20 protein-coding genes are annotated in these 23,194 nt (G+C 64.5%); 12 read left to right on the top strand and 8 right to left on the bottom strand.

Features of this window, described 5'->3' with window-relative positions:
- Nucleotides 1–79 precede the first annotated feature (79 nt).
- Genes AC3EML_RS15340 through AC3EML_RS15315 form a run of 6 tightly spaced genes read left to right on the top strand, consistent with a single transcriptional unit; the run spans nt 80 to nt 5,966 of the window.
- Nucleotides 80–682 carry a CDP-alcohol phosphatidyltransferase family protein gene (locus AC3EML_RS15340; protein WP_352497223.1) on the top strand — a complete coding sequence of 201 codons (603 nt, stop codon included), beginning with the start codon at nt 80–82 and terminating at the stop codon, nt 680–682.
- A 41-nt stretch (nt 683–723) separates the two neighbouring features.
- Entirely contained in the window at nt 724–2,505 is a 1,782-nt protein-coding gene (locus AC3EML_RS15335; RefSeq protein WP_488505401.1) for a bifunctional alpha/beta hydrolase/class I SAM-dependent methyltransferase, read from the top strand.
- A 4-nt stretch (nt 2,506–2,509) separates the two neighbouring features.
- Entirely contained in the window at nt 2,510–3,880 is a 1,371-nt protein-coding gene (locus AC3EML_RS15330; protein ID WP_352497221.1) for a phosphatase PAP2/dual specificity phosphatase family protein, read from the top strand.
- Between the two features lie 10 nt (nt 3,881–3,890).
- Nucleotides 3,891–4,325 carry a hypothetical protein gene (locus AC3EML_RS15325; RefSeq protein ID WP_023693832.1) on the top strand — a complete coding sequence of 145 codons (435 nt, stop codon included), beginning with the start codon at nt 3,891–3,893 and terminating at the stop codon, nt 4,323–4,325.
- A gap of 3 nt (nt 4,326–4,328) precedes the next feature.
- Nucleotides 4,329–4,997 (top strand): lysophospholipid acyltransferase family protein, encoded by a 669-nt coding sequence (locus tag AC3EML_RS15320; protein WP_023672504.1) that lies wholly within the window; start codon nt 4,329–4,331, stop codon nt 4,995–4,997.
- Nucleotides 4,998–5,036: 39 nt separating this feature from the next.
- Nucleotides 5,037–5,966, top strand: a complete 930-nt coding sequence (locus AC3EML_RS15315) for a phosphatidate cytidylyltransferase (protein WP_031201228.1) — start codon at nt 5,037–5,039, stop codon at nt 5,964–5,966.
- A 10-nt stretch (nt 5,967–5,976) separates the two neighbouring features.
- Here AC3EML_RS15315 and AC3EML_RS15310 read toward each other — a convergent pair whose 3' ends face one another.
- The 6 genes from AC3EML_RS15310 to AC3EML_RS15285 form a co-directional block, all read right to left on the bottom strand.
- Nucleotides 5,977–7,584 (bottom strand): FGGY-family carbohydrate kinase, encoded by a 1,608-nt coding sequence (locus AC3EML_RS15310; RefSeq protein WP_352521037.1) that lies wholly within the window; start codon nt 7,582–7,584, stop codon nt 5,977–5,979.
- Nucleotides 7,585–7,703: 119 nt separating this feature from the next.
- Entirely contained in the window at nt 7,704–8,432 is a 729-nt protein-coding gene (locus tag AC3EML_RS15305) for an SDR family oxidoreductase (protein WP_352521038.1), read from the bottom strand.
- Nucleotides 8,433–8,460: 28 nt separating this feature from the next.
- The gene (locus AC3EML_RS15300) at nt 8,461–9,720 is read right to left on the bottom strand and encodes a sugar ABC transporter permease (RefSeq protein ID WP_023685459.1); all 1,260 of its coding nucleotides are present in this window, start codon (nt 9,718–9,720) and stop codon (nt 8,461–8,463) included.
- Complete coding sequence (locus tag AC3EML_RS15295; protein WP_023715131.1) at nt 9,717–10,541, bottom strand: ATP-binding cassette domain-containing protein; 825 nt, start codon at nt 10,539–10,541, stop codon at nt 9,717–9,719. The genes AC3EML_RS15300 and AC3EML_RS15295 overlap by 4 nt, the downstream gene beginning before the upstream one ends.
- A 151-nt stretch (nt 10,542–10,692) precedes the next feature.
- Nucleotides 10,693–11,757: an ABC transporter substrate-binding protein gene (locus tag AC3EML_RS15290; protein WP_023672498.1), complete on the bottom strand. Its 1,065-nt coding sequence runs from the start codon at nt 11,755–11,757 to the stop codon at nt 10,693–10,695.
- Nucleotides 11,758–11,985: 228 nt separating this feature from the next.
- Complete coding sequence (locus tag AC3EML_RS15285) at nt 11,986–12,870, bottom strand: AraC family transcriptional regulator (RefSeq protein ID WP_023824443.1); 885 nt, start codon at nt 12,868–12,870, stop codon at nt 11,986–11,988.
- Between the two features lie 307 nt (nt 12,871–13,177).
- Here AC3EML_RS15285 and AC3EML_RS15280 point away from each other — a divergent pair, with 307 nt between their 5' ends.
- From AC3EML_RS15280 to AC3EML_RS15265, 4 genes are all read left to right on the top strand, one after another.
- Nucleotides 13,178–14,239 (top strand): maleylacetate reductase, encoded by a 1,062-nt coding sequence (locus tag AC3EML_RS15280; RefSeq protein WP_352521039.1) that lies wholly within the window; start codon nt 13,178–13,180, stop codon nt 14,237–14,239.
- A 302-nt stretch (nt 14,240–14,541) separates the two neighbouring features.
- Nucleotides 14,542–15,423 (top strand): metal ABC transporter solute-binding protein, Zn/Mn family, encoded by an 882-nt coding sequence (locus AC3EML_RS15275; RefSeq protein ID WP_352521040.1) that lies wholly within the window; start codon nt 14,542–14,544, stop codon nt 15,421–15,423.
- 26 nt (nt 15,424–15,449) lie between these two features.
- Entirely contained in the window at nt 15,450–16,244 is a 795-nt protein-coding gene (locus tag AC3EML_RS15270; RefSeq protein ID WP_023693839.1) for a metal ABC transporter ATP-binding protein, read from the top strand.
- On the top strand, nt 16,228–17,055 hold the full coding sequence (locus tag AC3EML_RS15265; protein ID WP_023727023.1) for a metal ABC transporter permease: 828 nt from the start codon (nt 16,228–16,230) through the stop codon (nt 17,053–17,055). The genes AC3EML_RS15270 and AC3EML_RS15265 overlap by 17 nt, the downstream gene beginning before the upstream one ends.
- Before the next feature lie 692 nt (nt 17,056–17,747).
- Here the strand turns inward: AC3EML_RS15265 and AC3EML_RS15260 are convergent.
- Nucleotides 17,748–18,101 (bottom strand): cupin domain-containing protein, encoded by a 354-nt coding sequence (locus tag AC3EML_RS15260; RefSeq protein WP_023672492.1) that lies wholly within the window; start codon nt 18,099–18,101, stop codon nt 17,748–17,750.
- A gap of 459 nt (nt 18,102–18,560) precedes the next feature.
- On the opposite strand from AC3EML_RS15260, the gene AC3EML_RS15255 reads away from it, so the two are divergent.
- Nucleotides 18,561–20,516, top strand: a complete 1,956-nt coding sequence (locus tag AC3EML_RS15255) for an acyltransferase family protein (RefSeq protein WP_352521042.1) — start codon at nt 18,561–18,563, stop codon at nt 20,514–20,516.
- A gap of 50 nt (nt 20,517–20,566) precedes the next feature.
- Here the strand turns inward: AC3EML_RS15255 and AC3EML_RS15250 are convergent, their stop codons facing one another.
- Nucleotides 20,567–21,559 carry an HNH endonuclease gene (locus tag AC3EML_RS15250; RefSeq protein WP_023831081.1) on the bottom strand — a complete coding sequence of 331 codons (993 nt, stop codon included), beginning with the start codon at nt 21,557–21,559 and terminating at the stop codon, nt 20,567–20,569.
- A 243-nt stretch (nt 21,560–21,802) separates the two neighbouring features.
- Here AC3EML_RS15250 and AC3EML_RS15245 point away from each other — a divergent pair, with 243 nt between their 5' ends.
- Complete coding sequence (locus AC3EML_RS15245; protein WP_023824439.1) at nt 21,803–23,077, top strand: DUF763 domain-containing protein; 1,275 nt, start codon at nt 21,803–21,805, stop codon at nt 23,075–23,077.
- Nucleotides 23,078–23,194: the final 117 nt, after the last annotated feature.

Genomic DNA, 23,194 nt, shown 5'->3' with positions numbered 1-23,194 from the left:
TGGTGCGAGCCCTTGCGCCCTGCCTGCCGATTGACCAATCTGGCCGACACTGTCATGAGCCGCGGTTGGGGGATCGCACATGCCAACGCTTTATCAACTGAAACCGGCCTTTCAGGCCAGGCTGCGGCCGTTGGCCGACCGGCTGGCCGATGCCGGCGTCACCGCCAACCAGATCACGCTTCTCGCCGCAGCACTGTCCATCGCCACAGGCCTGGTGGTCACTGCCTTTGCCTTCCATCCCCTGGTGTTCCTGTTGATGCCGGTGGTGCTGTTTGTGCGCATGGCGCTCAACGCCATTGACGGGATGCTGGCCAGGGAACATGGGCAAGCATCAAAACTCGGCATGTATCTCAACGAACTCTGCGACGTCGTCTCGGACCTGGCGCTGATCCTGGCCTTTGCCACCTTGTTCCCGGCCTGGGGTGTCGTCGCCTTCGCTATTACCGCCATGCTTGTCGAGTTCGCCGGCGTGCTTGGCGTTGCCGCAGGCAGCGGGCGCAACTATGCCGGGCCGTTCGGCAAGAGCGACCGAGCCCTGGTGCTCGGCGTCATCGCCTTCCTCATCGCCTGCGGCCTGTGGTTCCAAGCGATTGTGCCCTTTGTGTTTCCGGTCATGGCTACACTGTCAGTCGTAACCGCCATCAACCGGATACGCGGCGGCCTTAGAGCGGGCGGCGCATGATGCCAAAGCGTCAGGCACCCGACCGCCAGAGGGAAACCATGATCCACCAGACCATTGCAGCCGGAGCACCGGCAAGCCTCGAGCGCATCGCGCAGGAGCGCACGTTCAAGAGCCATGACGGCACCGAGATCTTCTACCGCTACTGGCCGGCCGCCGGGTCGACGCCAAAGGGTGCGATCCTTCTGTTCCATCGCGGCCACGAGCATGGCGGCCGCATGGCGCATCTGGTCGACGAACTCGCCATGCCCGACCATGCCTTCTACGCCTGGGACGCGCGCGGCAATGGCCGCTCGGCCGGCGAGCGCGGCTATGCGCCATCCTTTGCCACCCTGGTTCGTGACATCGACTGCCTGGTGCGTGAGATCGGCCGGGATGGTTTTGGCCAGCGCGACATCGCGCTGATCGCGCAGTCCTTCGGCGCCGTGCTGGCCGCTGCCTGGGTGCATGACTATGCGCCCGACATCCGCGCGCTGGTGGTGGCTTCACCGGCCTTTTCGGTCAAGCTCTACGTGCCCTTCGCCAAAGAGGGCATTGCGCTGTGGCAGAAGCTCAAGGGCCGCTTCTTCGTCAATTCCTACGTCAAGGCGAAGTTCCTGACGCATGACGCCGAGCGCATCGCTTCCTTCGACGCCGATCCGCTGATCACGCGACCGATCGCCTCCAACATCCTGGTCGAGCTTTACGACCACGCTGCCCGCATCGTCTCGGACGCGCGCGCCATCACCGTGCCGACGCAGCTCTTGATCTCCGGCAGCGATTGGGTGGTGCGGCATGGACCGCAGCACGAATTCTTCGTCAATCTCGGCAGCAGCGCCAAGGAGCGGCATGTGCTGCCCGGCTTCTTCCACGACACGCTGGGCGAGCGCGATCGCAAGCAGGCGCTGGACTTGATCCGGCCGTTCCTCGAAAAGCAATTTGCCACGCCGGAGAAAACCATCGACTTGCTTCAGGCCGACCGCGCCGGCTACACCCGCGACGAGGCCGAGAGGCTGGCCTCGCCGCTGGCGCTGCTGTCGCCAAAGGGTATCTACTGGGCGGTAAGCCGCGCCTCGATCCGCATGGGCGCCTGGCTGTCTTCGGGCATGAAGACCGGCATCGCCACCGGCTTCGATTCCGGCTCGACGCTCGACTATGTCTACGAGAACGACGCGCGCGGCATCGGCTTCATCGGCCGCATGATAGACCGCACCTTCCTCGACGCCATCGGCTGGCGCGGCATCCGCCAGCGCAAGCTGCATCTGGAAGAGCTGATCGGCAACGCCGCCGCCAGCCTGAAGGCAGCCGGCCGTCCCGTCCACATGCTCGACATCGCCGCCGGTCACGGCCGTTATGTGCTCGATGCCGTCGCAAAATGCACTGAACCGCCGGCAAGCGTGCGGCTGCAGGATTATTCCGAGCTCAATGTCGGGTTGGGTTCGAAGCTGATCGCCGAGCGGCAGCTGCCGACCAGCGTCACCTTCCATCAGGCCGACGCCTTCGATGCCGACATGCTGGCCGGGCAAAAGCCGGCGCCGGACCTCGCCATCGTCTCCGGGCTTTACGAATTGTTCGCCGACAACACGATGATTTCCCGCTCGCTCGGCGGGCTGGCCAGCGCCATGCAACCCGGCAGCCTGCTCGTCTACACCAACCAGCCATGGCATCCGCAGCTGGAGATGATCGCGCGCAGCCTGACCTCGCATCGCGGCGGACAGGCCTGGGTGATGCGGCGGCGCACGCAAGGCGAGATGGACCAGTTGGTGACGGCTGCCGGTTTCGCAAAGATCGACCAGCGCATCGACCAATGGGGCATCTTCACCGTCTCGGTCGCACGGCGCGTCTGAGACCATGGCCCTGCCTGTCGCTGACCCTGCCCCGGCGCGGGAACCCTATTTGGGCATCGTGCTGAGGGCAGCCCTTTGGCTGGCGCTGCTGGCGCCATTCTTCTATTCGACCTATGGCTTTGCCAACTGGCTGGCGTCGCGGCGCGACCATGTCGGCAGCATCGTGTTTGCCTGGGAACACGCCATCCCGTTCGTCGCCTGGACGATCGTGCCCTATTGGTCGATCAATCTGTTCTACGGCCTATCGCTGCTGCTCAACACGACCAGGCGCGGCGTCGACCGGCTCGCCGGCCGCTATCTCTCGGCGCAGATCATTGCCGTCGCCTGCTTCATCGCGTTCCCGCTGACGGCGACATTCGTGCGGCCGGAAACCACCGGCCTGCCGGGTTTCCTGTTTGCAGTGCTCGGTGGTTTCGACAAGCCGTTCAACCAGGCGCCATCCCTGCACATCGCACTCCTGGTGATCATCTGGGACCATTGGCGTCACGTTCTGGCACGTCACCGTCTCGGCGGCATTCTCCGCCCCGTCTGGCACGTCTGGTGTTTTCTCATCGGCGCCTCGGTGCTGACGACGTGGCAGCATCATTTCATCGACATTCCGACCGGCGCGCTGCTCGGCCTGTTTGCGCTATGGCTGTTTCCGTTCAAGGGCGAATTGCCTTTCTGGGGTTTTCGTCTGACCGCCGACCCCAAGGCGCGGCGGCTTGCGGGCTACTACGCGCTGGGCGCCGCCCTTGCCTTGGCCGGCGCTGCCGGCGGAGCGTTTGTCTCCGCCGATTTTCTCATCCTGTTGTGGCCGGCATTGGCGCTGGCCATCGTCGCCTTCGCCTATGCCGGGGCCGGCGCCAAAGTGTTCCAGAAGGCGGCCGATGCCAGTGTCTCACTGGCCAGCCGCATCCTGCTCCTGCCCTACCGGCTTGGCGCCCGGATCAATGTGTGGGTATGGACCCGCCAACTGGCGCCGCAAGCGGAGATCACCGACGGTGTTTTCCTCGGCCGGTTTCCGAGTGCCGACGAGGCCAACCGCTTCGGCACAGTGATCGACCTTGCCGGCGAGATGGAACGGCCGCGCGGCGTGACCTGCCGCTGGATCAGCTACGCGATGCTCGACCTCGTGGCGCCGCCTCACGACAGGCTGGAGCGAGCGGTGGCGGCGATCGAGCTGGCGCGCCGGCGCGGCACCGTCCTGGTCTGCTGCGCGCTCGGCTTCCAGCGCAGTGCAGCCGTCGTCGCCGACTGGCTGGTGGTGACGGGGCGCTCGTACACAGCTGCACAGGCGCGCAAGAAACTCGCCGCGTCGGGCAGGCCCGTGCACCTTCAGATCGGGCTGGATGAACCGGGGCTGGAAGAACCGGGGCTGGAAGAACCGACATGAGTTGGCCGGCATGAGTGGCGACAATTTTCCCGAGAAGGCCGAAATATTCGCCGCCGGGCTGATGGTGCAGGCGGTGTGGCCGATCCTGCTGGTGGTCGCGGCTGTGATGGCAGCGCCGGTCATCGGCCTGGTGGCCGGACCGCAGACGACAGCGCTGTCCGCGGCGGCCTGGCTGGTCGCGGCGGCGAGCGCCGTGGCCACGCTGGCTCTTTCGGCCTTGCTTTTGTTCGATGCGCTGCTGTTCCGGCTGATGGCAAGCCACGCCAGCGAGGCCGCCGGGGGTGCCGCGGTCGACGATGTGCTGGCGCGCATGCGCCTGAAATCCACCACTGCCGGCGGCCGCTCGCTCGACCATCGCATGGCAGGCACGCGCCGCCTGCTGACAAGGCAGCGCATGGCGCTCGCCATGTTTGCTGCGGCATCCCTTTTCGCAGCATTTGTTTGAGCCATGACAAAACTTCACCTGCGCGCCAACACCTTCACCTTGCTGCAGACGGTGACGTCGGTCGGCCTGTCGGCGGCGGCCTGGGTGGTAACCGGCGTCAGACCAATCTGGAACGGCAGCCAGCCGTCGGAGCGGCAGCGCATCTACTTCGCCAACCATGCCAGCCATGGTGATTTCATCCTGCTGTCGGCCTGTCTGAGTGAGAAGGTGCGCGCCCGGACCCATGCGATCGCGGCGGCCGAATATTGGGGCAAGTCGCGGCTCCGCCGCTTCATCGCGCAGGACATGCTGTCGTCCGTGCTCATCCACCGGCAGTGGACCGACGAAACGCAACACCCGATCTCGATCATGCTGTCGGTGCTCGACGACGGCCACTCGCTGATCCTGTTTCCCGAAGGCACTCGCAACACGACGGAGGCGGATCTGCTGCCGTTCCGCTCCGGCCTCTACAATCTGTCGATGGCGCGGCCCGATGTCGAACTCATCCCGTGCTGGATCGAGAACATGTCGCGCGTGCTGCCCAAGGGCCAGTTCCTGCCGGTGCCGCTTCTGTGCCGCGTCGTCTTTGGTCCGCCGGTGGCGATCGCGCCCGGCGAAGAACGCCGCACCTTCCTCGAGCGCGCGCGCCAGACGCTGCTGTCGCTCAACCCGCGTCCCGATCGGGACCACTAGCATGACCAGGCAAAGAGACTTCGTATGACACTGCCGCCAATGCATGAAACCGTCATCCTGCTGGCCGGCCTGATCTGCGTGCTGACCATGGCGAGCATCGTTGCCGGTATCCTCTCATGGCGGGCGCCGAAGCCGTTGCCCTCGACGCTCGTCAACTTGAACCAGCGCATCAACGCCTGGTGGGTGATGGTGCTGGCGATCACCGTCGCCTTCTTCTTCGGCCGCACCGGCATGACCATCCTGTTTGCGCTGATCTCGTTTGCCGCGCTGCGCGAGTTCGTGACGCTGACGCACAGCCGGCGCAGCGACCACTGGGTGCTGCTCGGCATGTTCGGCATCATCATTCCCTTCCAGTACTGGCTGGTGTGGACCGCCTGGTACGGGCTCTTCACCATTTTCATCCCCGTCTACTGCTTCCTCTTGATGCCGGCGATCACCGCGCTCAACGGCGACACCGAGCGCTTCCTCGAGCGGGTGTCGGCGCAGCAATGGGCGGTCATGATCTCGGTCTACTGCGTCAGCCATGTGCCGGCGCTGCTGACGCTCAACGTGCCCGGTTTCGAGGGCCGCAACCTCCTGCTCATCGCCTTCCTGATCATCACCGTGCAAGGCAGCGACGTGCTGCAATACATTTTCGGCAAGCTGTTCGGCCGGCATTTTTTGTCGCCGTCCGTTTCGCCATCAAAGACTTGGGAAGGGCTGATCGGCGGGCTGGTGTCATCGAGCCTGCTCGGCGCGCTGCTGTCGTTCCTGACGCCGTTCTCGCCGCTCGCGGCGGCAGGCGTCGCCTTCATCGCCTGCCTGATGGGGTTCCTCGGCGGGCTGGTGGCGTCGGCGATCAAGCGCGACCAGGGCGTCAAGGACTGGGGTCACCTGATCGAGGGTCACGGCGGCATGATGGACCGCGCCGACAGCCTGGTCTTCGCCGCACCGGTGTTCTTCCACATCGTCCGCTATTTCTGGACGTGAGCCAAGCCGTTCAATCGCGGATGGCGCGGCCTGCCTGCTGCAGCAATTCGAAGGCGGCGAAGCGCTTGTCGTGCCAGGGCACGAGGTCGCCACCGGCCGGGCGATAGATGTCGCCGACGCGCGACATGCCGGTCATCGCCGCGATCACATCGGGATATTTTTGCGCCGCCACCGCCGCCAATATGGCCGAGCCGAGCAGCACCGGTTCGGGCGAGGTCGAACCGGCGACGGTCAGCCCCGTCGTGTCGGCCAAAAGCTGACGTACCAGCTCGCTTTGCGCCGCACCGCCGCTGACGACGATAGTGTCGATGGCAATGCCTTTTTTGGCCATCGCCGCCAGGATCTGGCGAACGCCGTAGCCGATGCCCAGCAGGCCGCCGACATAGAGCGCGACCAGACTGTCGAGGGACGTGTCCATGCCAAGCCCGGCGATCAGGGCCTTGGACTCGGGATCGGCGAAGGGCGAGCGGTTGCCGAGGAATTCCGGCACAACATGCAGTCCATCGGCCAGGTGCGCTACGGCGGACAGGTCGGCGGACTGCTTCGCCGCCTGCTGACCAAGCCAAGCGGTCAGGCCGAGACCTTCCGCCTTGGCTTTTGCGGATGCCTCAGCCGTGGCCGGATGGAAAGCGACGAGGTGGTCGATTGCAGCACCCGCCGCCGATTGCCCGCCTTCATTGAGCCAAAGCCCCGGCACCATCGAGGAAAAATACGGGCCCCAGACGCCGGGCACGAAGGCCGGCTCGCTGGTGCTGGCCATGGTGCAGGCCGAGGTGCCGAAAACATAGGCCATGCGCGACTGCAAGGTGCCGACGGAGCCCTGCCCGCCAACCGTGCCGACTCCCCCGGCATGGGCATCGATCAGGCCGGCAGCAACCGGCGTTCCCGGCAGCAGGCCGAGATCGGCCGCGGCGGCCTCAGTGAGGCCTTGGGCAAGTGCCGTGCCACCCTCGACGATTTCGGTGCCGATGCGGGCAAAGCCTTCATCGGCGAGCGCGCCGAGGCCGATGGCACGGAAATAGGCACCGTCCCAGCGCCGCTCATGACCGAGATAGGTCCATTTGCAGGTCAGCGTGCAGATCGAGCGCGCCAGGCTGCCGGTTGAGCGCCAGGTCAGATAGTCGGTGAGGTCGAAGAAATGCTCGGCCGCATCGAAGGTGGCGGGCAGGTTCTCGCGCAGCCACAGCAGCTTCGGCGTTTCCATTTCCGGCGAGATGGTGCCGCCGACATAGTCGAGCACGGCGTGCTTGCCGGCATTGATGCGCTGCGCCTGATCGAGCGCGCGGTGATCCATCCAGACGATGATGTTGCGCTGGCTGTCGCCGGAACTGCCGACCGGCAACGGCGCGCCGTCCTTGCCGACCACGACCAGCGAACAGGTGGCGTCGAAGCCGATGCCGGCAATGTCGCGCCCAGCGAGCCCCGACTTCGTCACCGCCTCGCGCACGCTGGCGCAAACCGCGCGCCAGATGTCCTCGCTCGACTGTTCGGCGATTTCGCCGGGCTCGATGAACAGAGCGATGTCGCGCTTCGCCGAGGCAAGCATGGTGCCCTTGCTGTCGAACACCCCCGCCCTGGCACTGCCAGTGCCGACGTCGATGCCGAGGAAGTGGGACATGGGAACCTCAGAAGTTAGGCAGTAGGCAGTAGGCAGTAGGCAGTAGGCGAGATGGTCAGCAGTGAACGGTCAGTTCCAAGAGCCTCTCCCCCATTCCCTACTGCCTAATGCCTACTGCCTCACAAATCATTGCTCTGCGGCAGGATCACCAGATCCCGGATGGTGACATTTCTCGGCCGCGTCAGCATGAACAGCACGGCTTCGGCGACCTCGACCGGTTGTATCAGGCCGCCCTTGGCCAGTTCATCCTCAAGCTTGTCCTTCGGCCAATCGCTGATCAGCGCTGTCACCACCGGCCCCGGCTGCACCGCGCCGACGCGCAGGCCATGCGGGGCGACCTGGCGGCGCACCGTATGGACGAAGGCCTGCACCGCGTGTTTCGACGCTGTGTAGATCGGCTCCCAGACCACGGGCACCAGTCCGGCGATCGAAGACGTGACGATGATGTCGCCGGTCTTTCGTTCGACCATATGCGGAAGCACCGCGTGTATGGAGCGGAACACCGCGTTGATGTTGAGGTTCAGCATGCGGTCCCACACATCGGGGTCGCCTTCGAGCACCGGGCCTCCGACATAGGCGCCGGCATTGGCGTGGAAGATATCGAGCTGGCCGGCCTTGTCCAGGATTTGCGGCATCATCGTCGCGACGCTGGCCGGCTTCATCAGATCGATCACCAGCGGGATCGCGTTGGGACCGAGTTCGGTGCAGACGCTTTTCAGCGCGTCTTCGGCGCGATCGACGAGCACAACGCGGACGCCGGCGGCAATCAGCGCTCTCGCGCATTCCAGGCCTATGCCCGACGCGGCGCCGGTGATCGCCGCGACCTTTCCACTCAAATCCTGAGCCATTCTATCCTCGTATCGATTGCGGTTGCGTTCAGGCGCGGCCGTGGGAAACCCGCGAGCGGCGTGCCAGGGAGTCGACGATGACCGCAATTGCCAGAACGGCGCCGGTGATCATGTAGCGAAGCGACGATGACAGATCGAGCAAGGTCAGCCCGCTGGCGATCGACTGGATGACGATGATCCCGAGCAGCGCGGAATAGGCGCTGCCACGGCCGCCAAACAGGCTGGTGCCGCCTATGACCGCCGCCGCAATGGCGTTGAGGTTGACGTCGCCGGTGCCGGCCTGCTGGCTGGCGGAGGCCAGCCGCGCCGCCGACAGGACGCCGCCGAGGGCGGCAAACATCGAGCACATGACGAAGGCGCTGAGGTAGATCGAGCGCACCTTGATGCCGGCCCGGCGCGCCGCTTCGCGGTTGCCGCCGACGGCGGTCATCGAGCGGCCCCATTGGGTGCGGGTCAGCGCATAGTTCATCGCCACCACCAGGCCGACGAACAGGCCGAACATCCACGGTATGCCGCGCGCCTGGTTGAGATAACCGACGATCAGTTCGAGCAGGATGGTCAGGGCGGCGACGCGCACGATGAGGCCGCCGACAGACGGCGCCGACAAATTGACGGCCCGGCGGCGGCTGACGGTGCGCAGGCCGCTGATCAGCATGACGATGCCGGGCAATGCCGCCAGTGCATAGGACAGCCAGTCCGGCATGACCAGCAACTGGCCGAAATTCACCAGGTTCGACCCATAGGGCAGATTGATCGAGCCGGTGGAGCCCAGAATATACAGTTGCAGGCCGAGCACGGCGAGCAGGCCGGCGAGCGTCGAGACGAAGCTTGGCATGCCGAGCCGGTTGAACAGCAAGGCATAGAGCCCGCCGATGAAACCGCCGACGGCGATCGCGGCGAGGATGGCGAGCGCCACCGGCCAGCCCTGGTTGACCCACAGTGTGCCGACCATGGCCGAAGCAAAGCCGCTGATCGAGCCGACCGACAGGTCGATCTCGCCGACCATCAGCACACAGACGATGCCGAGCGCGATGACGCCGACGGTCGAGCAGTCGAACAGGAGATTAACGAGGTTGCTCGACGAGACGAACACCGGATTGAGGGCGGTGAACACGCTCCAGATGATGACCAGGCCGACGATGACCGGCAGCGAGCCGAGGTCGCCGGAGCGGACGCGGTCGAAGAAGGCGCTGATGGCGCCACCAACGCCGGCCTGGTGCTTGACGCGCACGTCGCTGCGGTCGAGCGCCGTCGATGAGGAGGTGTCCTGCTTGGGCTCCGCGCTCATGGCCGCTGCTCCTGATTGTTCGCTTGTTCGGCGGCCTTGCGCCGTTCGGCGCGGCGCGACACTGCATTGTTGGCGGCGCCGGTGATGGCGCTGACCAGTTCCTGGTTCGAGGCGTCGGGTTCGAAGACGCCGTTGTTGCGGCCGAGCCTGAGCACGACGATGCGGTCGGCGACGGCGCGCACGTCCTCCATATTGTGACTAATCATCAGCACGCCGAGCCCACGCTCGCGCACCCGGTCGATGAGGTTCAGCACTTCCGCCGTCTGGGCGACGCCAAGAGCGGCGGTCGGCTCGTCGAGCAGGATGACCTTGGGGTCGAGCAGCAGCGAGCGGGCGATCGCCACGGTCTGGCGCTGGCCGCCGGACAGCGAGGCGACCGCCTCGCGGACGCTTGGAATACGCGCCGACAATTCGTTGAGCAGCGTCCAGGCGCGAATTTCCATCGCCACCTCGTCCAGCCGCAGCGGGTTGATCTCCTTGCCGAGAAAGATGTTGGCGACGACGTCGAGGTTTTCGCACAGTGCGAGATCCTGGAAGACGGTGGCGATGCCGAGCGTCAGCGCGGCGCTCGGGTCGGGCATCGTCACTTGCCTGCCGCGGAAATTGATGGTGCCCGAGCTCGGCTGGTGGACGCCGGCCAGAATCTTGACCAGCGTCGACTTGCCGGCGCCATTGTCGCCGACCAGCGCCACCACCTCGCCGGCATGGACATCGAGATCGATATCGGTGAGCGCCGAAACGGCGCCGAAATTCTTCGAGATGCCGCGCAGGCTGAGCACCAGCTCGCCTGCCGAAACCGGTCCGTCAGAGATGTCAGACATGGTGGCAAACCTTTCCGGATGGGCGGTCAAGAGTGACTGCGAACTTCCGGCCGCCGCAAGGGCGGCCGGAAAGCAGGATCAGGATTCTAGGTCATCCTTTTATGCATGTCTTATCCCAAAACCGCTGCGCGATTTTGGGCGACCTGCATTGTCACTTTGTGATGCCGAGCTTCTTGCAGCCTTCGGCATAGCGGTCGACGCAGAGCTCTTCGGCGGTGTTGATCTTCTTGTCGATGATCTCGGCCTTGAGGTTTTCCTGCGTCACCACCGCCGGCGTGAACAGCTGCGATGGGGTGTCGTAGAGGGTCATTTCGGCCTTCGGCGTCTCGCCCGACAGAAGCTGGACGGCGACGTTGGCGGCAGCCGCCGCAACGATCTCGCTCGGCTTGGAGATGGTGTTGTACTGATCGCCGGCGATGATCAGCTGCAGTGCGGCGATCGTCGCGTCGTTGCCGGTCACCGGCGGCACCGGATCGACACCGGCGGCCTTGAAGGCGGCGATGGCGCCACCACCGGTGCCGTCATTGGCCGCAACGACGCCGACGATCTGCGTGGAGAAGCGGGTGATCTGGCCGCTTGCCCATTGCTGCGCCTTCGGCGGCGCCCATTCCGGCGTGTCGTATTCGGCAAGGATCTTGTATCCGCTGTTGTCGAGGCTGGAATGGATGCCCTTCTTGATCAGCCCGGCGGCCGCGTCGGTCGGCGATCCGTTGATCTGCAGCAGGCCGCCGCTGGCGGGGTCGACCTTCAGCGCCTTGAGGTGTTCGACGAGCGAGTCGGCAATGGCCTTGCCGATGCCTTCATTGTTGAACGAGACGTAGAAGTCGGCAGGTGCAGTCGGGATCGGGCGATCATAGGCGATGACCTTGACGCCCTGGCTCTGCGCCAGCTTGACCAGCGAGGCGGCGGCGGTCGAGTCGACAGGGTCGAGCACGATCGCCTTGGCGCCTTGCGAGATCACCGAGTTGAACTGCTGCTGCTGGCGCGAGGCGTCGGCATCGGCGTTCTGGTAGATCACCTTGCAGCCGGGGCAGAGTTTTTTCATCTCGGCGACGAAGCCGGGATAGTCGTGCTGCTCGTAGCGCGTCGAGGCCTGGTCGGGCATCAAGAAGGCGACCGTGGCGTCGGTAACCGGGGCGGCAAAGGCAGCGGTGCCGCCAAGAAGAGACAGAGTGAGCGCAATGGCTCCCGTCGATTTCCAGGCAAATCTGGTCATTTTGATAGCTCCGTTTCAAGGAATGGTTTCATGAAGCCCTGGACACCACATGGCGCCGGGCCTTGACTGCAGTCGGCTGTTGCGAGGAACAACGGAGCACTTGATCCGTGCTGCGCATCCCCTTGATATCCCTGGATTTTGGGACAAGCGATCTCCAGCACGGGGCGCCTCCAACGCACCCCGCGTTCTTACCTCAGTAAATGTCTAGGCTCCTCCCGGTCCTCCCTGTTAGGCGGCAATCTCCGCGCTGATGTTTTCCGCCAGCAGGGCCCTGAAGCGCGAAGGCGACATGCCTTTCTGGGTCAGGAACTGGCGGTTGAAATTCGAGATGTTGTTGTAGCCGGCGGCATAGCAGATCTCGGTGATCGGCATGTCGGCCTCGCTCATCAGCAGTTGGCAGGCGAGGTTGATGCGCAACCGGTTGACATACTGCACCAGCGCCATGCCGGTATGGCGGCGGAAGCTGCGCGAAAACGCGCTCGGGCTGCGCCCGGCAATCGCCGCCAGATCGCTTTCGCTGAACGGCTCGGTCAGGTTGGCGTTGATATAGGCAAGCGCCTTGTTGACGCCGGCCGACATGAAGCCTGAGGGATCTGGCAGATAGCTGGCGCTGGTGAGCGTCCTCACATCGGCGGCGCGGCTCAGAATGTCGATGAGCTCCATGAACAAAGCGATGCGACGCACGCCTTGCGCTTCGACCAGTTCGGCCAGCACAGGTGCGGTGAGCTTGGCGGTAGCGATGGAGAACAGCGCGCCGCGGCGGCTGAGCTCGAGAATGTTTTCACAACCGGCAAGTTCCGGCAACGCGGCGGTGGCGTCGGCAATGAACTCTTGCGAGAACTGCACGACGCGGCCGCGCAGCGGCACGCTGGCGCCTGCCGGCACGTCGCTGACCCAGTTGTGCGGCAGGTTCGGGCCGGTGAGCACGAGATTGCCGGGCTCGAACTCGCCGATGAAGTCACCGACGAAATAATGGCCCGTGGTGGCGACGACGTGATGGATTTCGTATTCGGGGTGGAAGTGCCAGCGCACCGTGTGGAAGGGGTAGCCGTGGGCCCAGGCCTTGAACGACTCGCCGCGTCTGATCTGGACGACTTCCAAGTCCGGATTCATGTCAGTTCCCCCGGCGCCGGTCCGGTCATGCGACCAGTTGCAGTGCCATCTCCCGCAGGCCGCGTTTGCCGCTCTCTGCAGTGATCGAAGCTTAGGCTGCAATTCATGCAGCCGCCACCACGGTGTGTCCACCTCACTGATACTTTTTTGACGTTTTTGTGGTCAAGGCGATACGTTTGCGAGTACGCGGGAGAGATCAGGCCCCGCTTGCGAGACGGTAACGACGCAAACGTGTCGCCGGCGACGAGAGCTGGTCGTTCGATTTCGGCTCCGTCACAGTGATAGTATGCAAAGGGAGCGGATCGGCATGACAAGGACGTTCACCTACTCCGGCAGCCCTGCGCATATTGTATTCGGCAATGGCGCGTCGTCCGAGGTGGGCACCTGGATCGAAAAGCTCGGCTGCAAGCGCGCGCTGGTGCTGTCGACGCCGCATCGGGCTGCCGACGGCCAGGCGCTTGCCAAATCCCTCGGCGCGCTGGCGGCCGGCATCTTTTCGGGCGCCGCCATGCACACGCCGGTCGAGGTAACCCAAACGGCAATGGCCAAGGCGACCGAGGTCAAGGCTGACTGCGTTGTCGCGCTTGGCGGCGGCTCGACCACCGGTCTCGGCAAGGCGATCGCCTGGCGCACCGACCTGCCGCAGATCGTCATCCCGACCACCTATGCCGGCTCGGAGGTGACGCCGATCCTCGGTCAGACCGAGAACGGCGAAAAAACCACAATGCGTGACGCAAGGATCCTGCCGGAAGTGGTGATCTACGATCCAGAGCTGACCGTCGGCCTGCCGACAGCGATGAGCGTCGCGTCAGGACTCAACGCCATGGCGCACGCGGCCGAAGCGCTTTACGCGCAGGATCGCAATCCGATTTCCACCCTGATGGCGAAAGAAGGATTGCGCGCCATGAAGACGGCGCTGCCGGTGTTGACCAAGGAGCCTGGAAACATCGATGCACGCGGCGATGCGCTTTACGGCGCCTGGCTGTGCGGTACGGTGCTCGGCGCCGTCGGCATGGCGCTGCATCACAAGATCTGTCACACGCTCGGCGGCTCTTTCGACATGCCGCATGCCGAGACGCATGCGGTGATGTTGCCGCACACGATCGGCTTCAACGCCGCCGCGGTGCCCGACTTGTTGAAGCCGGTCGCCGACTTGTTTGGCAGCAGCGCCGGTAGCGGTCTCCAGGATTTCGCCAAGGCGGTCGGCGCGCCCCTTACATTGAAAGAACTCGGCCTCAAGCAGGCCGATCTCGACCGCGCCGCCGAGATTGCGACCAGGAACCCATACTGGAATCCGCGGCCTTTCGACCGCGCCGCAATCCGCGCCCTGTTGCAGGACGCGTGGGAGGGAAGGCGTCCGCAAAACTGACGGCAACAAGCAAGGAACTTACCCGCCGCGAATTCATCAGGATACCGCCACGACCGGTGTGCTCGCGGCGGCCTCGCGGTGCCGGCGATCGCCTGCCCTTTCGCATATAGCCGACAGGCATGAGTGGCTCCGCCTGATCGGCGCAGGCCGCTCACGCTTTTGTGCGCGTGAAAAACTGCGCGGCTCGAAAAGCCCATTGACATCAGCCGTATTTTCGACGCAAACGTTATATTGTTACTGTTATACAGTTACACAGCCCGCCTCTCCGGCGACATACATTTCAGACTGCAAGGAGACCACGGATGCGTCGCATTCCCTTTCTCGCCGCGCTGCTCGTCGCGGTGCCGCTTTTGACCGGCACGGCTGTCGGCGCCGAAGACAAGCTGACCATCGTGGCGGCCGAGAATTTCTATGGCGACCTTGCCCGCCAGATCGGCGGCAGCAACGTCACCGTTACCAGCATCCTGGCCAATCCCGACGACGATCCGCATCTGTTCGAGACCAGCCCGTCGACGGCGCGCACCATCGCCGATGCCAAGATCGTCATCTATAACGGCGCCGATTACGATCCGTGGATGGACAAGCTGCTGTCGGCCTCGACAGCCAAGGATCGCACGACCATCGTCGCCGCCGACCTGATCGGCAAGAAGTCGGGCGACAATCCGCATCTGTGGTACGACCCGGCGACGCTGCCCGCCATCGCCAAGGCGCTGAGCGCCGATCTTGCCAAGCGCGATCCGGCCAATGCCGTGCATTATGAGGCGAACCTGAAGGCATTCCAGACCTCGCTCGAGGCCATTGACAAGGAAATCGCCGACGTCAAGAACACCTATGCCGGCACCGAGGTGACGGCTACCGAGCCGGTCTTCGGCTACATGGCGGAAGCGCTCGGTCTCAAGATGCTGAACTACGATTTCCAGGTGGCCTTGATGAACGATGCGGAGCCGAGCGCCACGCAGGTGGCGGCGTTCGAAAACAGCCTGAAGGACGGCTCGGCCAAGATCCTGTTCTACAATTCGCAGGTGACCGACGAGGCAACGACAAGGCTGCTCGACATCGCCAGGCAGAACAAGGTCACGGTCATCGGCGTCACCGAGACGGAACCGGCGGGCCAGACGATCCAGACCTGGTTCGGCGGCCAGATCGACGCGGTCCAGAAGGCGCTCGCCGCCCGCACGCAATGAACGTGACTGCGAATGAATGTGACTAAATGAACGCAATCGAATTCGACAAGGTCACGCTGACCTATGGGGGACGCCGGGTTTTATCCGACGTCTCCTTTTCGATTCCGCAAGGCGCCTTTGTCGGCCTGCTCGGCGCCAATGGCGCCGGCAAGACGACGATGCTGCGCGCCATTCTCGGCCTGATCAAACCGGCCGGCGGCGCCATTTCGGTGCTTGGCAAATCGCCGACGCGCGGCAACGCCGACATCGGCTATATGCCGCAGGCGCGGCGCGCGCTTGGCGATGTCGGCGTCAGCGGCCTCGACTTCGTGCTGAGTGCCGCCGGCGGGCATCGCTGGGGCTGGCCCGTCGCATCGGCTGCCGAGAAGGAGGCGGCGTGGAAGGCTCTTGAAGAGGTGGGCGCCGGCGACCTTGCGCGGCGGCCGCTGGGCGAGCTTTCCGGTGGCGAGCGCCAGCGCATCCTGATCGCGCAATCCTTGATCGGCAATCCGCAACTGCTGCTGCTCGACGAGCCGCTGATCAGTCTTGATGCGGGCCATCAGCGCGCGATCATCGACCTGGTGCATCAGATCGGCGAACGGCTCGGCATTGCCGTGCTGTTCTGCTCGCACGAGATCAACCCGCTGCTGCGCGCCGTCGACCGCGTGCTCTATCTCGGCAACCGCAAGGCGGCGATCGGCTCCGTCGACGAGGTCATCAGTGGTCCGGTGCTGTCGAAACTCTACGGCACGCATATCAATGTGGTGCGGGTTGCCGGCCGCATCTTCGTCATGGCCGACGATGTAGAACTCGAGAGCGGGGCGCATGTCCACGATCTTTGACTATGAATTCATGCGCAACGCCTTCTATGCCTGCACCATCGTCGGCATCGTTTCGGGCGCGGTCGGCTATTTCCTCGTGCTCCGGGGCCAGACCTTCGCCGGCCATGCGCTCTCCCATGTCGGCTTTCCCGGGGCCACGGGGGCCGGCCTGATCGGGCTGTCGCCGTTTCTCGGCCTCACCGTGTTTACCGTCGTCGCCGGCATCGGCATCGGCCTGCTCGGCGAGCGCGCGCATCGCGACGTCGCCATCGGCATCGTCTTGACGCTGTCGCTCGGCCTGGGCTTGCTGTTTCTGCATTTCTACACCGCCTTCGCCTCGCAGGCGACCAACGTGCTGTTCGGCAATGTGCTGGGCATCAGCCTGCGCACCGTTATCGTGCTTGCGGTGCTGGCGGTGGCGATCCTTGTCGCGCTTTTGCTGATCGCGCGGCCGCTGCTGTTCGCCAGCCTGCAGCCGGAACTCGCCGAAGCGCGCGGCGTGCCGCTCACTCTTGTCTCGACCCTGTTCATGGTGCTGGTCGCCGTCGCCACGTCCGAGGCGGTGCAGATCGTCGGCGTGCTGCTCGTCTTCGCGCTGATGGTGGCGCCTGCAGCCACCGCGCTCAGGCTTACCAGCGGCGTCGGGGCCGGCGTGCTGACGTCCATCGCGCTTGCCGTGATCATCGCCTGGATCAGCCTGACGCTCGCCTTCCTGACCGACTGGCCGACGAGCTTCTGGATCACGGCGCTGGGCGCGGCGGCCTATGTCGTCAGCGGCATCGTCCGGCGCCCGTCGGTCCGAGAGACTCAGAGCGCCGACGCCGGCCCCTGAGGCTTGCCCTCCGGCAGGTCGATCGGGCCGGCTGGGGTGCAAAACTGACGTGAGGGAAATACACCCAAAAAAAGTCAGGTCTACAATCCGGCTCCTGAAACGTTTCAGCCGCGAAAGACAAATTCATCCAATCGCCTAGATCGCGACCTCTGTCGCGCCAAAGGTCCGCTCCGGAGCGGCCGGAACACCCGGAAAACCGCCATTTCAAGCGCATTTTGCAGCGGCGAGAGGCTTGCGCGAGGCCGGCTGGAAAGCTGGCCGGGAGGCGCAAAAGGACCTCCCGCGGCCATTGCGGGCGGCGTTGACAGACCGCGGTGCTGCATGCGTATAGCAAGCTATGGGTCACGCCATGGCCGTGGCGGTTGAGACGGGGCTGGGGGGTTTCGTAACAACAGCATTGACGGCCCGGCGCCGGACGGGCGGCATGCACTCTCGAAGTGCGCCGCTCGCTCTTGGCTGACGCGCCGGCGACCCGGCAGCAGACCTGGCCTGCGTTCTCTCGACCAGGCTCCGCAGAACGCCATCGTCTCAGCTTTTCGATCCGCATCGGTTCGAAGCGAACGAGGTGACGCCCTCTTAACCGATATTCGCTTCGCTACGTCCCCCTCCCCCTGCTGGGCGAGGGGGACGCTGGCGATGAACCGCGCCGGCCGACGTGTATCGGCACGGATCAGACACCCCTGACGACGCGATCAAGCAAGCTTGACGACGAAGTGCTTGGTTACCGGCTCGATGATCTGCCAGGTGCCCTTGAAATCGGCTTCGACCACGAACGCATCGCCCGGACCGACCTCGACCGGCGTGCCGCCATCGGGCGTGATGATGATGCGGCCGGCGATCATGTGCACGAACTCATAGTCGGTGTAGGTGGCGTGATAAGTGCCGGGCGAGGCCCGCCAGGTGCCCGACAGCACCTTGCCATCGGCGGTGGTGTGCTGCACGGCGGTCTGCATGGTCGGTCGGCCCGCCACAACGATCCAGCCCGGCAAGTCGCCGCCCTCGGCATGCTCGACAGCGCCGAATTTGAAAATGGTGGTGTTGGTCATGGGAGGCTCCGTTTGAATTGCATGGCTGCCGGTTGGATAGCCGATGCGTGTGACGGGGGCAACGCAAGGGCCGACCCCGGATGTCGGAGATTTGGCGAAGGAGGCGGGGAGCTAATCTCCCCCATCGAGGGGGAGATGTCGCCGAAGGCGACAGAGGGGGTCGCCGCGCGTGGAGCGCCTGCCTTCACTTGCAGGATTGGGCCAGTCCGGTCGAACCGACCCCCTCTGGCCTGCCGGCCATCTCCCCTCAAGGGGGGAGATCAGCGGCGTCGCCTCCTCCAATGTTGCACTGCGTTAGATTTGTTGCATTGCGATATCGATCCATAGGGCGGAGTCTTCGTCCGACTGTCAACGGTTGCAGCGCCGTGTCCCGTTGGGCGCAAAGCTGCCGCACGTATGATCCCGGCGCGATCGTTACTCGCCGAGGCGGGGTCATGCACCAGCACGAGGTGGCAAATCGTGTCAGCATCGTTCCGGCCCGATATCGAAGGACTGCGTGCCTTGGCGGTGGCAGGCGTGATCGCCTTTCATTTCGGCTTCACCGGCCTGCCCGGCGGCTTCACCGGCGTCGACATCTTCTTCGTCATCTCGGGCTATCTGATCACAAAACACCTGCTTGCCGAAATCACCGAGACCGGGCGGCTCAACCTGTGGCGGTTCTATGCCAGGCGCGCTCGGCGGCTGTTGCCGGCGTCGCTGTTCGTCATCCTCGCCACACTGGTGGCCGGCGCCTTCATCCTGTCGCCGGAGGAACAATCGCTCTATTCCAAAGGCGCCATGTTCGCCTCGGCCTACATGATCAATCTGTGGCTGATCCGCTGGTCGTTCGATTATTTCGCCGCCGATGCGGCCAGCAACCCGTTTGTCCATTTCTGGTCGCTGTCGGTGGAGGAGCAGTTCTATGTCGCCTGGCCGGCGCTGCTTGTGCTGGCGGCATGGCTGCGCCCCGGCAAGCGCGGCGCGATCCTGGTGATCGGCATTGCCGGCCTCGTCTCGTTCGCCGTCTGCGCGTGGCTCACCACGGTCTCGCAGCCCTGGGCTTTCTATTTCTCGCCGCTACGCGCCTGGGAGTTCGCCGCCGGCGGACTGGCCAGCATGGTGCCGCAGCAAGTCTGGCAAAACCGCCCGCGGCTCGCCACGCCGCTGGCGTGGCTCGGCCTAGCGCTGATTGCCGGCGCCTATCTTTCCTTCAGCGACGAAACGCCCTTCCCGGGTTTCCTCGCCCTGGTGCCGGTGGCCGGCACCGTGCTGTTGCTGCTGGCAGGAGCGGCGCACGCGCAGCAGGAGAGCGCTAAGAAAAGCCCGATCGAGGCACTGGCGCTGGCGCCGCTGCAATGGGCCGGCAAACTCTCCTACTCGCTCTATCTCTGGCACTGGCCGGTGATCGTGTATGCCACGATGCTGACGCCGGAACTTTCGCCGCTGCAGCGGCTCGGCTGCTTGGCGCTGACGCTGGCGCTGTCGGGGTTCACCTATCATGTCATCGAAAACCCGATCCGCCGCAATGGCTGGCTGATGGCCAGTGCGGCGCGGGCGCTGGTGCCGGCCGTCCTCCTGACCGGCACCGGCGTCGCAGCCGCCTACGCCAATGCCAGGCTTGCCGTCCACGATCTGGACCCTGAGCAGCGCAGCATTGCCGCCAGCGCCGCGCAGCCGTCCACGGCGCGCGCGGCCGGCTGTATTCTCTCCTTTGAGACGGTGACGCCGAAGGCCTGCGTGTTCGGCAACAAGGACGCCGGGCGCTCGATTGCGCTGTTCGGCGATTCGCATGCCGACCACTGGTCGACGCCGCTGATCGAGGCGGCGGCCAAGAACAATTATCGCCTCGTCACCTATCTCAAATCGTCCTGCCGTGCCTCGCGGGTGACGACCTGGAACTGGCGGCTGAAGCGCGACTACACCGAATGCGACCAGTGGCGGGAGCAATCGGTCAAGGACATTATCGCGTTGCACCCGCACATGGTGGTGATCTCGGAATTCTCGATCGGCAATGTGATGAAGGAATCGCCCGAGGAACTGAAGCACGCCGATTGGAACGAGGAGTGGAAGGCCGGCCTGCGCTGGACGCTGGCGGCATTCAGCCGGGCCGGGATCAAGGTCGCGGTAATCCGGGACGTTCCCTACAATGGAAGCTATGCCGACAAATGCGTGGCGCGGGCGCTGTGGCGCGGGCAGGTGCCTGAAGTCTGCGACACGCCGAGGGACGCGGCGGCGAACGACGACATCGCCGCGGCCGAGCGCGACGTCGTGCGCAGCGTGCCCGGCGCCACCTATGTCGACCTGACCAGCCAGTTCTGCGACGCCCAAACCTGCCACGTGTTCATCAACGGCCAACTCGCCTTCCGCGACCGGCACCACCTGGCGACGCCATTTGCTGAATCACTGGAGCCGGTCTTGGAGAAGGCGGTGTTTTAGGGGGCGGCGAGGTAGGGGGACCTGACGGCTGACCGCTCAGTTGATGGGAGCTATGCCACAAACACATCCTCTCGATGGTGAGCGAGGTAAGCCTGCTGCGGCGGGGTGAAGGTGCTAGTGCGCCAGACGGCGGGGGCTTCGGCAAAGCCGAAACTCTGCATCACCAATTGCTCGAAACCGAGCCGCCGCAAATCAGTCTTGTCGACGCGCTGGGATATGAGGACCTGCCCGCTATCTTCAAAACTGATGAAGCCACGGTCAAAGAGGTGGTCGGCATCAGGCGTGAGGAGCAGCCTGTTCATGCCGTCCAAGCGCTCCTGCGCGGAAGCGCATAGGCGCCAAGGCTTGATGTGGCTTGCAATCAGCAACGAGGGATTGGTGACCCCTGTGAGTCGGCACGAGCGCTCCATGGCTTCGACATTGGAACGAAATTTACCTTGGCCGCGACGAGCTTGAATGACGCTCGTCTTTACAGTGTCCTCGAGTTGGAGGTCGTCTCGGATACGGCGCTCAACCACGTCCTCTAAAATTTCATTGACGACTTCGAAAGTGAGACTGTTTGCGCCACCACGCCTCAGAGCTTCGCGGTCGAAAGCTGTACCCGCGACAATTGTGTGAAACACCTCTTGCGATACGCTCGCGAGATAGGCGTTTTGACGGCCTGATCCGGAGTTTGGGTCGATGGGCGAGTATCGGGGAGGCAGAAGCGGACCCAATTCGCCAATTATGTCCGACGGGCGCACCGTCGGCAGGAGCGGCGCCCAATACACCGGGAGAAGCCAACCTTCCTCGTTCCAATTGGCTCCAGTGTTCTTGAACTCCGGTGGTTTCGGTGCTGTGAATGCAAACTCCGCTACCCGACCAATATAGCGCACGGCTTGACCGAAAAAAGACAACACGAGGTCACCAGGTGTCGCCCGACGCATATTTTTGTAGAACTCGCTGCGTGCCCCATTCTTCTGAGTTTTGGGCGACCAGAGATATTGCCCGTCGATCTCTTGGCGGGCGGTCTGACTGTGATTTACCCACCAGAATTGCGACATCGTTTTGGTTTTAATAGTTGCCGTCGGTTGGATAAGCTCTATTCGAGACCTGTCTCGCCTTCAAGCAGGGAGCCGACCTTATTGCCAGGTGCGACAGGCGGCGTAACTGCATCTTTCGGCGAGACACCAAGAAGAGCGTAGGGCGACGATAGTCGCCGCCCCCACCCCGCTTGCAAATCGCCCCCCAAATGCCATCTACATCACAGGCGCACCGCCGGTGCGCGGCATCCACGGAGCATTCACTTGACGCAGCGAAGCGGCAGTGCGGACTTGCCGCTGCATGGCGGGCGGGTTCCGAAATGGCTGGGCGATCGTATGACGCGGCTGGGTGCGGTGTTGTGCGAGGCGATCATCCATCACTATGGCCGCGACGAGCTGTTGCGGCGGCTGGCGCATCCGTTCTGGTTCCAGTCCTTCGGCGCCGTCATGGGCATGGACTGGCACTCCTCAGGCATCACCACCTCGGTCGTCGGCGCGCTGAAGCGCGGGCTGAACCCGATGTCGCGGGAGCTCGGCATCCATGTCTGCGGCGGGCGCGGCGCGCATTCGCGCAAGACGCCGCAGGAGCTGATGGCGATCGGCGAGCGCGTCGGCATCGATGGTGCGGCGCTTGCCACCGCCAGCCGCTTGGTCGCCAAGGTGGACAGTGCGGCCGTGCAGGACGGTTTCGACCTCTATCTGCACGGCTTCATCGTCACCGACGACAGCCGCTGGGTGGTGGTGCAGCAAGGCATGAACGGCGACAGCCGCCAGGCGCGGCGCTATCACTGGCTGTCGGAAGGGCTGACAAGCTTCGTCGACCAGCCGCATGCGGCGATCGAGGGCGAGCGGCAGGGCGAGATCGTCAACCTGACCGACCATCGCGCCGCGCCGTCACGTAGCGGCCAGATCGACCTGTTGAAGACCATGAGCCCGGAACGGATCCTCGACGAGCTTGCCGTGCTGGAGCCGCCGCCGAAAGCAGCGCCTGCGAAACCGGCGGCGCAGCCGATGCTGCCCAATCTGGTGATGCCGGCGCATCACGACGTGCGCGAGAGCGACATCGTCATGCACCGGCTGCACGGCAACATTTCCGCCGCCATCGAAAGCGGGCCGGCCGACTTTCCCGAGCTGCTGCTGGTGCCCGGCGTCGGCGCGCGCACGGTGCGGGCGCTGGCCATGGTGGCGGAAGTGGTGCATGGCGCGCCCTGCCGCTTCTCCGATCCGGCGCGCTTCTCGCTCGCCCATGGCGGCAAGGACCGCCACCCCTTCCCGGTGCCGCTGAAAGTCTATGACGAGACGATCGCGGTGCTGAAATCGGCCGTCGGCAAGGCCAAGCTCGGCCGCGAGGAAGAGCTCGGCGCGCTGCAGCGGCTGGATGGCGAAGCGCGTCGGCTGGAGCGCTACGTCACCGGGCCGAGCCTGAAGGAAATCGTCGCCGGCGAGTTCGATCAGTCGCATCTGCTGGGAGGGCGCAGTGTGTTCGGGTGGGAGGGGGCGGCGGAAAGCGACGACGGTTCAGACAGGGGCCGCCAGTAGCGGCCTGTCCATCATGCAGAGATAGTGCGCGGCCCATAGAAACACGTGCTCGGCTTGTTTTGATAATACTTGCAAAGACCCATTTCTCAAGTGATGCTCTGCCAGGCGAGGCTCGGC

It is taken from the genome of Mesorhizobium sp. P170090, assembly GCF_057786115.1.
The sequence above is the reverse complement of the archived record's forward strand: the minus strand, read 5'-3'. Positions and strand labels throughout refer to the sequence as shown.